The sequence below is a fragment of the Phycicoccus ginsengisoli genome, assembly GCF_054779295.1.
In genome coordinates this window covers 113,279-123,697 of sequence record NZ_BAAGYN010000012.1, presented here as the reverse complement: position 1 = coordinate 123,697, position 10,419 = coordinate 113,279, and the positions used below count along the sequence as shown (strand labels likewise).

General features: G+C 75.0%; 13 protein-coding genes. 12 read left to right on the top strand and 1 reads right to left on the bottom strand.

The window, feature by feature from the left end; genetic code table 11:
* Positions 1 to 214, top strand: a 214-nt coding sequence (locus ACYVDO_RS18010) for a hypothetical protein (RefSeq protein ID WP_460938449.1), incomplete at its 5' end; no start/stop codon positions are given.
* Between the two features lie 91 nt (positions 215 to 305).
* On the top strand, positions 306 to 848 hold the full coding sequence (locus ACYVDO_RS18005; protein WP_460938447.1) for a GNAT family N-acetyltransferase: 543 nt from the start codon (positions 306 to 308) through the stop codon (positions 846 to 848).
* 36 nt (positions 849 to 884) lie between these two features.
* Here ACYVDO_RS18005 and ACYVDO_RS18000 read toward each other — a convergent pair whose 3' ends face one another.
* Positions 885 to 1,532 carry an LON peptidase substrate-binding domain-containing protein gene (locus tag ACYVDO_RS18000; RefSeq protein ID WP_460938445.1) on the bottom strand — a complete coding sequence of 216 codons (648 nt, stop codon included), beginning with the start codon at positions 1,530 to 1,532 and terminating at the stop codon, positions 885 to 887.
* Between the two features lie 67 nt (positions 1,533 to 1,599).
* On the opposite strand from ACYVDO_RS18000, the gene ACYVDO_RS17995 reads away from it, so the two are divergent.
* The 10 genes from ACYVDO_RS17995 to ACYVDO_RS17950 are packed head-to-tail and all read left to right on the top strand — an operon-like array spanning position 1,600 to position 10,392.
* Positions 1,600 to 1,959 (top strand): NADH-quinone oxidoreductase subunit A, encoded by a 360-nt coding sequence (locus tag ACYVDO_RS17995; RefSeq protein WP_460938443.1) that lies wholly within the window; start codon positions 1,600 to 1,602, stop codon positions 1,957 to 1,959.
* The gene (locus tag ACYVDO_RS17990) at positions 1,959 to 2,582 is read left to right on the top strand and encodes an NADH-quinone oxidoreductase subunit B (protein ID WP_460938441.1); all 624 of its coding nucleotides are present in this window, start codon (positions 1,959 to 1,961) and stop codon (positions 2,580 to 2,582) included. Before ACYVDO_RS17995 ends, ACYVDO_RS17990 begins: the two co-directional genes overlap by 1 nt.
* Positions 2,579 to 3,109 (top strand): NADH-quinone oxidoreductase subunit C, encoded by a 531-nt coding sequence (locus ACYVDO_RS17985; RefSeq protein ID WP_460938439.1) that lies wholly within the window; start codon positions 2,579 to 2,581, stop codon positions 3,107 to 3,109. The genes ACYVDO_RS17990 and ACYVDO_RS17985 overlap by 4 nt, the downstream gene beginning before the upstream one ends.
* Positions 3,106 to 4,062 carry a complex I subunit 1/NuoH family protein gene (locus ACYVDO_RS17980; RefSeq protein ID WP_460938437.1) on the top strand — a complete coding sequence of 319 codons (957 nt, stop codon included), beginning with the start codon at positions 3,106 to 3,108 and terminating at the stop codon, positions 4,060 to 4,062. The genes ACYVDO_RS17985 and ACYVDO_RS17980 overlap by 4 nt, the downstream gene beginning before the upstream one ends.
* Positions 4,059 to 4,754 carry a NuoI/complex I 23 kDa subunit family protein gene (locus tag ACYVDO_RS17975; RefSeq protein WP_460938435.1) on the top strand — a complete coding sequence of 232 codons (696 nt, stop codon included), beginning with the start codon at positions 4,059 to 4,061 and terminating at the stop codon, positions 4,752 to 4,754. The genes ACYVDO_RS17980 and ACYVDO_RS17975 overlap by 4 nt, the downstream gene beginning before the upstream one ends.
* On the top strand, positions 4,751 to 5,305 hold the full coding sequence (locus tag ACYVDO_RS17970; RefSeq protein ID WP_460938432.1) for an NADH-quinone oxidoreductase subunit J family protein: 555 nt from the start codon (positions 4,751 to 4,753) through the stop codon (positions 5,303 to 5,305). The genes ACYVDO_RS17975 and ACYVDO_RS17970 overlap by 4 nt, the downstream gene beginning before the upstream one ends.
* A complete protein-coding gene (nuoK, locus tag ACYVDO_RS17965; RefSeq protein WP_460938430.1) occupies positions 5,302 to 5,601 on the top strand; it encodes an NADH-quinone oxidoreductase subunit NuoK in 300 nt (99 codons plus the stop codon). The genes ACYVDO_RS17970 and nuoK overlap by 4 nt, the downstream gene beginning before the upstream one ends.
* A complete protein-coding gene (locus ACYVDO_RS17960) occupies positions 5,598 to 7,436 on the top strand; it encodes an NADH-quinone oxidoreductase subunit 5 family protein (protein ID WP_460938428.1) in 1,839 nt (612 codons plus the stop codon). Before nuoK ends, ACYVDO_RS17960 begins: the two co-directional genes overlap by 4 nt.
* Positions 7,430 to 8,905, top strand: a complete 1,476-nt coding sequence (locus ACYVDO_RS17955) for a complex I subunit 4 family protein (RefSeq protein WP_460938426.1) — start codon at positions 7,430 to 7,432, stop codon at positions 8,903 to 8,905. Before ACYVDO_RS17960 ends, ACYVDO_RS17955 begins: the two co-directional genes overlap by 7 nt.
* Positions 8,902 to 10,392 (top strand): proton-conducting transporter transmembrane domain-containing protein, encoded by a 1,491-nt coding sequence (locus ACYVDO_RS17950; protein ID WP_460938424.1) that lies wholly within the window; start codon positions 8,902 to 8,904, stop codon positions 10,390 to 10,392. Before ACYVDO_RS17955 ends, ACYVDO_RS17950 begins: the two co-directional genes overlap by 4 nt.
* Positions 10,393 to 10,419: the final 27 nt, after the last annotated feature.

The following is a 10,419-nucleotide window of genomic DNA, read 5'->3' as shown; positions in this document are numbered from 1 at the left end:
GTACGGCATCCGCATCCGACCACCTCGACCCGTCGACACCCGGCCCCCGCCCGGCGGCGACCCACCCGTCCCCCTCGACACCTACCACCCCCCGACCGGCGAGCCGGTGCGGTGGCAGGACCTCGAGCTCCTCCCCGACGCCGAGCTTCCAGTGCCCCGGCCGCGGTCGGCACGACCGCGCGGTGACGGTCGGGCCCACGTCCTGACGACCTGACGCATGGCCAGCCCCACGGCAGGCTTCGGCTCTTCCCGCCCCTCGGGCCATCGCGAAGGACTGGCACGCCTGCGCGGCATACCCTCCACCCATGCTCGTGCGCCGTGAGACCGCTGCCGACCACGCCGTCGTCCACGCGCTGCACCGCGACGCGTTCGCGCACGGACCCACGGACGACGGTCGCCCCGTCGCCGACGGCAGCCTGGAGGCGCGGCTCGTCGACGACCTGCGCGCGGACGGCGACCTGATCCCGGCCCTCACCTTCGTCGCCGAGGTGGACGGCGAGGTCGTCGGCCACGTGGCGATGAGCGCAGCGACCGTCGACGGACGTCCCGGCGAGCTGGTCGCCCTCGGACCGTTGGGGGTGCTGCCCGAGCACCAGGGCCGCGGGGTGGGCTCGGCGCTCGTCCACGCCGCCCTCGGTGCGGCCGATGCGCTCGACCTGCGCGCCGTCGTCCTGCTCGGGCACCCGGAGTACTACCCGCGGTTCGGCTTCGGGCCGGCCGTCGACCACGGCGTCACCCCGCCGCAGGACTGGGGACCGCGGTTCTTCCTGCTGCGCCGGCTGACCGCCTGGGGCGACGGGGTCCGCGGCCCGTTCCGCTACGCGCCCGCCTTCGAACGCCTGGACTGACAGACGGGGCCGCCCGGCGAGCCGGGCGGCATCGCCTCAGTTGGGGTTGAACCCACCCGTGGGCTCCGGGGGAGCCAGCCGCATCCCGCGCGTCAGGGCGGTCTCGCGGCGCAGCATCCGCAGGCCCAGCCGCAGCCGCGCGCACGTGTCCGGTGCCGCCAGCAGCTGCTGGCGCTCGGTGAGCCCCAGGGAGGCGGCCGCACCGACGGCGTACGACAGCTCGGTCGGCTCGCCCGGCCAGTCCGGCTCCTCGGCCCCGAGGGCCCGGGCGTACGCGGCGAGTGCGTCGCGCACCTGCTGCGCGAGGTCGCGGGCCTCGGCAGGGTCGCCGGTCTCCTCGCCGAGCCACGACACCTCGCCGGTGAGGTATGCCGTGCCGGCCTCCGTCGCGACGCGGTCGAGGTGGAACCGGCGGCCACCCTCGCCCAGCACGAGGAACCGTCCGTCGCCCACCGCCGCCGCCCCGCTGACCCGGGCCACGCACCCGATCTCGTGCAGGTCGCGGGCCGCGTCGGCACCGACCTCGTGGCCGTGCCGGATCGCGACGACGCCGAAGTCGGGCTGGTCGTCGCCCGCGACGAGGTCCTGCAGCATCGCGATGTACCGGGGCTCGAAGACCTGCAGGGGGAGCTGGGCACCGGGCACCAGCACCGTGCCGAGAGGGAACAGCGGGAGCCGCGGCATGGGTACACGGTAAGCGGCCCCGGTCGGCGCCGACACCGGGGGCTGGGGGGCTACTAGGCTGCCAAGCGTGTCGCCCTACGTCGTCGTCGCCGCCGTGGTCGTGGTGGGCCTGCTGCTGTTCGTGGCGGCCATGGGCGCCCGGGCACTGCTGGCGCCGAAGGCTCCCACGCGGGCGAAGCTCACGACGTACGAGTCGGGCGTCGACCCGGTCGGTCAGGGTTGGGCGCAGACCCAGGTCCGGTACTTCGTCTACGCGTTCCTCTACGTCATCTTCGCGGTCGACGCCGTCTACCTCTTCCCGTGGGCCCTGGTCGTCCGCTCCGCGCACCTCGGGGCGGCCTCGCTCGTCGAGATCGCGGTCTTCCTCGGCGTCCTGCTCGTCGGGCTGGTGCACGCTGCCCGGCGCGGCCTGCTGAGGTGGCTCTGATGGCGCGGGTCGACCTGCCGCTGCCCCGGGTCGGCCCGGCGCAGGACCTCGCCCCCACACCGGTCAAGATCGTCCTCAACTGGGGACGCCGCTACTCCCTGTGGGTCTTCAACTTCGGGTTGGCCTGCTGTGCGATCGAGTTCATCGCCGCGTCCATGGCGCGGCACGACTTCATCCGGCTCGGGGTCATCCCGTTCGCCCCCGGCCCGCGGCAGGCCGACCTCATGGTCGTGAGCGGGACCGTCACCGACAAGATGGCACCGGCGGTCCGTCGGCTCTACGACCAGATGCCCGAGCCCAAGTACGTGATCTCCTTCGGCGCCTGCTCGAACTCCGGTGGCCCGTACTGGGACTCCTACAGCGTCACCAAGGGCGTCGACACGATCCTGCCCGTCGACGTCTACGTGCCGGGTTGCCCACCGCGGCCTGAGGCCCTGTTGCAGGGCATCATCCGGCTGCAGGAGCAGATCGGCCGGGAGTCGCTGTCCACCAAGGGGATCCGCGCCAAGTACTCCCGGCACCGCACGGCCGCTGCCGGTGAGGTCACAAGGGGCCTCGTCGCGCGGCCGACCCCTGCCCCGGCGCAGCCCGCGCGGGAGCAGCCCGCGCAGGAGCAGCCGTGAGCGACCCGGCAGCGCTCGACCGCGTCGAGGTCCCCGCGGCGGAGTGGGTGCAGGCCGCCACGGCCGCCCGCGAGGAGGGGTACGCGTTCTTCGACTGGCTCACGGCCGTCGACCAGACCGACGCCGCCGAGGCGCCCGGCTTCGACGTCGTGTGCCACCTGCTCGACCCGTCCACACCGAGGGCGCTGCGCCGGCGGCTGCTGCGCACCCGGGTGGCAGAGGGTGAGGCGCTCGCCAGCCTCACGCCGGTGTTCCGCGGCGCCGCGTGGCACGAGCGTGAGACGCACGAGATGTTCGGGCTCGACTTCGACGGCTTCGACGACGGCACCGGGCTGGGTCTGCGGCCGCTGCTGCTGCCCGACGGCTTCGAGGGGACGCCCCTGCGCAAGTCGTTCGTGCTCGCCGCCCGGGCGTCCAAGGCGTGGCCCGGCGCCAAGGAGCCGGGCGAGTCCGAGCACGCCCGGCCCACCGGGCGTCGCCGCGTGAGCGCCCCCGGCGTCCCCGACCCCGAGTGGGGTCCGCGGTGACCGCCCTCGAGGTGGCGCTGCGCGCCGTGGGCGTGCTCGCCGCCTTCCTCGTCCTGCCGCTGCTCGTGGGCCAGACCGAGCACAAGGTCATGGCGCACATGCAGGGCCGGCTCGGCCCCATGTATGCCGGGGGCTTCCACGGGTGGGCCCAGCTCGTCGCCGACGGGGTCAAGTTCGTGCAGAAGGAGGACATCACGCCGGCAGCCGCCGACCGACGGGTCTTCCGGTTCGCGCCGGCCGTCGCCCTCGTGCCCTACCTGGTCGCGCTGGCCGTCATCCCCCTCTCGCCGTCGGTCGTCGCCGCGGACGTCCCGGCATCGGCCGTCTTCGTCCTGGCCGTGACCGCCGTCGGCATCCTCGGCACGCTCATGGCGGGGTGGGCCAGCGCCAACAAGTACTCGCTGCTCGGTGGCATGCGGGCCGCGGCCCAGCTGCTGTCCTACGAGCTGCCGCTGGTCCTGGCCGTCGCGTCCGTGTGCCTGGCCGCGGGGTCGCTGTCGCTCGGGGGGGTCGCCGACGCCTGGCGGCCGGCCTGGCTGCTGTGGCAGCTGCCCGGGGCGGTGGTCTTCCTCGTCGCCGCCGTGGCCGAGCTGCAGCGGCCGCCGTTCGACATGCCGGTGGCCGACTCCGAGATCGTGTTCGGGGCCTACACCGAGTACACCGGGCTGCGGTTCGCGTTCTTCCTGCTCGCCGAGTACGCCGGGATCGTCGTCATGTCCCTGCTGTTCGCGGTGCTCTACCTCGGCGGCTGGCACGGGCTGTTCGCCGACCAGCTCGGCTGGCTGTGGACGCTGCTCAAGGGGTTCGTCGTCGCGGTCGTGGTCATCTGGTTCCGGGTCGCGTGGCCGCGGCTGCGCGAGGACCAGCTCCAGCGGCTGGCCTGGCTCGTCCTCGTCCCCCTCGCCCTGGCCCAGCTGGCGATCACCGGCGTCTGGGTGGTGCTCACCTCATGACCACGCCCGCACGCAAGCCCGGCGGCACCGGCATACCGGGCATCCTCAAGGGGCTCGCCACGACGGCGCGGACCCTCGCGACGCCGTCGCACACCGCCGAGTACCCCGACGTCCCGCCGAGCCTGCCACCGCGCTCGCGCGGGGTGATCGCGCTGCTGGAGGAGAACTGCACGTCGTGCATGCTCTGCGCGCGCGAGTGCCCCGACTGGTGCATCTACATCGACTCGCACAAGGAGACGATCCCGGCGTCGACGCCCGGGGGGCGCGAGCGGCAGCGCAACGTACTCGACCGGTTCGCCATCGACTTCAGCCTGTGCATGTACTGCGGGATCTGCATCGAGGTCTGCCCGTTCGACGCCCTGCACTGGAGCCCGGAGTTCGAGTACTCCGAGCTGGACATCCGAGACCTGCTGCACGAGAAGGACCGGCTCGGTGAGTGGATGCCGACCGTGCCGCCGCCGCCGGCCCTCGACGAGCACTCGGCCGAGCCCGCCGAGGTGGCGGCGACCCAGAAGCCGGCGCGGGGCGCGTCCCGGCTCGTGCCGCGCGAGCGCCCCGCCAGGGTGCGGCCCGCGCGCGTCGGCGACGAGTCCCCCTCCGGAGCTGCGGGCACCACCCCCGCCGAGGCGCAGGCCGCGGAGGCCCAGGCGACCCCTCCCACGCCCGACGAGGCCGGTGGGGACGGGGCATGACCGGCCTCGACATCGCGTTCGCCGCGGTCGGCGTCCTCGCTGCCGCTAGCGGCCTGCTCGCCGTGACCACCCGGCACGTCGTCCACGCCGCCCTGTGGCTCGTCGTGTGCCTGGGCTCCGTCGCGGGGTGCTACCTCGTGCTCGGTGCCGAGTTCGTCGCGCTGGTGCAGCTGCTCGTCTACGTGGGCGCCATCGTCGTGCTGGTCCTGTTCGCGCTCATGCTGACCCGCGCGCCGATCGGCCCCAACCGCGAGGTGTCGACCAGCAGGCTGCACCGGGCGTTGGCCGCGGTCCTCGGCGCAGCCGTCACCGCGCTGCTCGCCGCGGCGCTGCTGCCGCTCGCCGGACCGGCCCGCCCACGCGTCGAGACGTCGACCGACCAGCTGGCCGCGCAGCTGTTCGGCACCTGGGTGTGGCCGTTCGAGCTGCTGTCGCTGCTCCTGCTCGTCGCCCTCGTCGGGGCGCTGGCCGTCTCGCGGATGGTCGCGCCCGAGCCCGAGACCCCAGCCGCCCCCGCTGACGAGCCCGCAGCCGCGGGGGAGCGGGCATGATCCACCTCGCCGGCCCGTACCTGCTCGCCGCCGTCCTGGCCGGCCTGGGCACCTACGGCGTCCTCGCCCGCCGCAACGCCGTCCTCGTCCTCATCGGGGTCGAGCTCGTCCTCAACGCGGCCACCGTCCTGCTCGTCTCGGTCGCGGCGTCCGGCGACGAGCGGTGGAACGCAGGGTCGGTGCTGACCCTCTTCGTCATCACCATCGCCGCGGCGGAGGTCTGCGTCGCGCTCGCAGTCGTCCTCGCAGTCTTCCGGCTGCGCGGCGACGTCGACCTCGAGGCGGACCGGCCGTGAGCGGCACGGCGGCCAGGCTGGTCGTGCTGGTGCCCGCGGCGGCCGCGCTGCTCGGCCTGCTCGTGGCCCGTCGCACCGACCCGCGCGCTGCCCGTGCGGTCGCGACTGGCGGGTCCCTGCTGACGCTCCTGGCCGCCCTGGTCGAGCTCGTGGCCGTGCACGGGGCGGCCCCGTCGCAGGCCCTGCACCTCCTGCCGTCACTCCAGGCCGGGGAGCTGCGGATCCCGCTGCAGCTGCAGGCGACCGACGCACCGGCCCTCATCGCCGTCGTCGTGGGCGTCGTCGGCTGGGCCGTGCAGGCGTTCGCCGGGTGGTACCTGCGCGAGGACGACCGCTACGGCGTCTTCGCCGCGACCGTCTCGCTCTTCTGCGCGGGCATGCTGCTCACCGTCCAGTCCGCAGACCTCGTCCTCACGCTCGTCGGCTGGGAGGTCATGGGCTGGTGCTCCTACCTGCTCATCGGCCACTGGAGCCGCAAGGAGTCCGCGCGCCGCGCCGCGCTCAAGGCGTTCCTCGTCACGCGCCTCGCCGACGTCGGCTTCGTCCTCGGGGTCGTGCTGCTCGCCGCGGACGCCGGCACCACGGCATACCAGGAGGTGCTGGCCGGGGCGCCCGGGACGCTGTCGAAGGTCGGCATCGCCCTCCTCGTCGTGGGCGTGCTCGGCAAGTCGGGCATGGTGCCGTTCCACGACTGGCTCCCCGACGCCATGGAGGGCCCCACGCCCGCGTCCGCGCTCATCCACGCGGCGACCATGGTCGCCGCGGGCACGTTCGTCCTCGCGCAGCTGTTCGACGTGCTGGTGGCCGGCGAGGGCGCGCGCTGGCTGCTCGCGCTGAGCACCGCCGTGACGATGGTGTATGCCGCGGTGCTGGCATTCGGGCAGTCCGACCTCAAGCGCCTGCTCGCCTACTCGACGCTGTCGCAGGTGGCCCTCATGCTCTCGGCGCTCGCGGTCGCGCCCGCCGACGAGGGTCCTGGGGCGGGCGTGCTCCACCTCTACTCGCACGCGTTCTTCAAGGCGCTTCTCTTCCTCGCGATCGGCTGGCTCAGCGTCACCGTCGGCGGGACGGCCGCCACCGTGCTGCGGGGCAGCCTGCGCGGCCACCTCGTGATCCGCCCCGCCATGTTCGTCGGGCTGCTCGCGCTCGCGGGGGTGCCGCCGCTCGTCGGGTTCGTCTCCAAGGAGCACGTGCTCGGGGCGGCCGAGGCCGGCATCTCGGCGGGGGACGCCCGCGCGTGGCTAGTCCTGCTCGCCGGCATCGTGACGGTCCCCCTGACCGCGGCCTACTGCATGCGCGCCTGGCTCGTCCTGGACGACCTCGCGACCACCGACGTCACCCGGCACGAGGCGGACACGGCGACCGTCCCGGTGCGCACCGCCGTCACCGTCCTGGCGGTGCTGTCCGTCGTCGGGGGGCTGGTCGTGCTCACCCCGCTGCTCGACCTGCGGGGCCACATCGGCTGGCTCGTCGCCCTGCTGAGCGTCCTGCTCATCGTCGGCGCGGCGCTGGCCGTCCGGTCCGTGCCGCTCGTCGACGACCCCGACCCGGCGACCCGGCTCGTCGGCGCGCGCCGCGCGGCCTTCGACCGAGGGCTCGGGGTCGACCGGCTCTACGTCGCGGCCGTCGCGACTCCGGTGCTGGCGCTCGCCCGGGTCGTCGTCTTCCTCGACCAGAACGTCGTGGACGCCTACGTCCGGGGCGCCGCCGTCGGTGCCCGCTGGTCGGGCCGCGGTGGCCAGCGGGTCCACGAGGGCGAGCGGGCCGCCTCGGGCCTGGCCTGGGTCGTCGCCGGCGTCGTCGCCGTCGCGCTCGCGGGGGTGGCGCTGTGGTGATCCTGGTCAGCCTCGTCGTGCCCGCCGCCGTGGCGGTCTGGCTGGTCACGGCGGGCCGCCGGCTCGGCCACCGCGCGGCCAACGGCGTCGCGCTGGCCGCGAGCGTGGTGACCCTGGCCGCGGTGCTGTTCGCCGTCATCGTGCGTCCCACCGTCGACCGCGCCTGGGTGCCCTCGCTCGGCCTGCGCTGGCAGCTCGCCGTCGACGGGATCAGCGCCCCGCTGCTCGTGCTGACGGCCGTCCTCGGGGTGGGCGTCGTGCTGCACACCCTCGACCGCCCGCCGACCGGGGGGACGACCGGCGCCTTCCACGCGTGCCTGCTGCTGGTGGAGTTCGGGGCGCTCGCGACGTTCTACGCCCGCGACGCCGTGCTGTTCTTCGTCGCGTTCGAGCTCGTGCTGGTGCCGATGTGGGTGCTCATCACCCGGTTCGGCGACCCGCACGACGCCCGGGCCCGGGCCGACGCGGGCGGCCGGTTCGTCCTCTACACCGCGTTCGGGTCGACCCTGATGCTCGTCGGCATCCTCGCGCTGGTCGCCAAGGCGGGCACCGCCGACCTCGACGTGCTCGCCCAGAACGGGCGCACCGGCATACCCGTCGGCACCCAGACCCTCGTCGCGGCGCTGCTCGCCACCGGGCTCGCCGTCAAGGTGCCCGTCTTCCCCCTGCACACCTGGCTGCCGGCCGCCCACACGACCGCGCCCACGGCCGGGTCGGTGCTGCTGGCCGCCGTGCTGCTCAAGATGGGCACGTACGGCCTCGTCCGGCTGCCGCTGGCGTCGGTGCCCGAGGGGTTCTCGCGGGTCGCGCCCGTCCTCGCGGTGCTGGGCGCGGTCGGGATCCTCTGGGGAGGGCTGGCCTGCCTCGTCGAGCGCGACCTCAAGCGGCTCATCGCGTACTCCTCGGTGGCGCACATGGGCTTCGTCGTCCTCGGCCTCGCGAGCGGCACCCGCACGGGGCTGCAGGCGGCGCTCTTCGCCAACATCGCCCACGGTGTCATCTCCGCCCTGCTGTTCGTCGTGGTCGGCGGGCTCAAGGAGCGCTGGGGTGACGCCGACCTGCGCACCGCCCGAGCCGCGGTCAGGGAGGCCGCGCCGCGCCTCGGCTTCGCGCTGGTCCTCGGGCTCGCCGCCTCGCTCGGGCTGCCGGGCCTCGCCGGGTTCTGGGGCGAGTTCCTCTCCGTGTATGCCGCGTGGTCGCCCGCCGACGACCGGCCCACCGGCCTCTTCCGGTCGCTGGCCGTGGTCGCCGCCTTCGGGACGGTGCTCGCCGCCGCCTACGCGCTGCGCGTCGCGCGCACCGTCTGGGCGGGGGAGCGCCGCGAGCCGCTGATCGAGGACAGCCGTGACAGCGAGTGGGACGTCATCGCCGTCCTCGCCCTCGCCACCGTGCTCCTGGGGATCCTGCCCGGGCCGCTGCTCGCCCTGACCAGCCCGGCCGTCGCCACCCTCGTGGGGGCGGCGCCGTGACCACCCTCGTGACGATCGACTGGTGGACCCTCGGGCCCGTGCTGGCGCCGGTGTCCGGTGCCGTGCTGGTCCTGCTCGTCGACGCCGTCGCCCCCCGGGCCGGCCGGGTGCACGCCCGCCTGGGTCTGCTCGCGCTCGCCGCCGGGGTGGCGCTCACCGTCCCGGGGGCGCTGCAGGCCGGTGCCGCCCCGGTGCGCACCCTGTGCGTCCCCGCGGTCGCCGGGACCTGCCTGTACGAGGCGGGCCCGGTCGCGAGCGCGCTCCAGCTCGCGGCCCTGTTGTCGGCGTTCGTGGTGCTGCTGCTGGCCTGGCCCGGGGAGCCCACGGCCGACGGCCTGCGGGGCGGGCCGGCGGTGCAGGTCTGCCTCGTGCTCACCGCCACCGCCGGGGCGACCGGTGTCGCCGCCGCCGGCGACGTCGGCTCCTGGCTGGTCTGCCTCGAGCTCGCCACCCTGCCGGTCGTCGCCCTGGTCGCGCTGCGCGGCACCGACGCCGCGGGCCGCGGGGCGCTCGCGCTGCTGACGACCTCCCTCGTCTCGTTCGCGGTGGTCGTCCTCGGCGTGGCCCTGTGGCTCGTCGCGACCGGGGAGGCGGTCTTCACGCGGGGGGCGGCAGCCGCGGCCCTCGCCGACCCCCAGCGCCGGGTGGTCCTCATCCTCGGCGTCCTGCTGCTGCTCGCGGGCCTGGGCTTCAAGCTGTCGCTCGTGCCCTTCCACGTCTGGACGCCGCAGGCCTACGCCGGCGGCAGCGAGCCGGTGGCGGCGTTCCTCGCGGCGACGTCCAAGGTGGCCGCGCTCGCCGCCCTGCTCGTGGTGCTCGGTCCGGTGGCGCAGGCGGGCGGACCGGTGCTCGCCGCGATCGGGGTCGTGGCCGCCGTCTCCATGACGGTCGGCAACCTGCTCGCGCTCGTCCAGGACGACCCGGTGCGGCTGCTGGCGTGGTCCACGGTCGCCCAGGCCGGGTGGGTGGTGCTTCCGCTCTCGGCCCTGTCCCAGCACTCCGCGGGCGCCTCGGCCGGCTACCTCGGGGCGTACGTCGTCGCGACCCTCGTCGCGTTCACGGTCGTCCACGTCGTGTCGGCCGCACCGCCGGCGCGAGGTGCCGCGCGCGACCGCCGGTCGCTCGCGGCATACACGGGGCTGCTGCGGGCGCACCCCGTCCTCGGCGGCGCCCTCGGGCTGGCGCTGCTGTCGCTGGCCGGGCTGCCCCCCGGGATCGTCGGGCTGGTGGCCAAGGTCGTCGCGCTGCGGCCCGTCGTCGAGGCCGACCAGTGGGCGCTCGCGCTGGTCGCCGTCGTCAACGCCGTCGTCGGGATCGCCGTCTACCTGCGCTGGTTCGCGGTGCTGCTGCGCGACCCGGAGGCGGGCCCCAGCGCGGCGGTCGTGCGGACCGTCCCGCGGCCGGCGTTGGCCGCCCTGCTGGTCTCCGGGTCCCTGCTCGTGGCGACCAGCGTGGGCCCCCAGCTGCTGCTCGGACTGCTCGACTGAGGCTGGACGCCGGCTGGGAACGTCGGC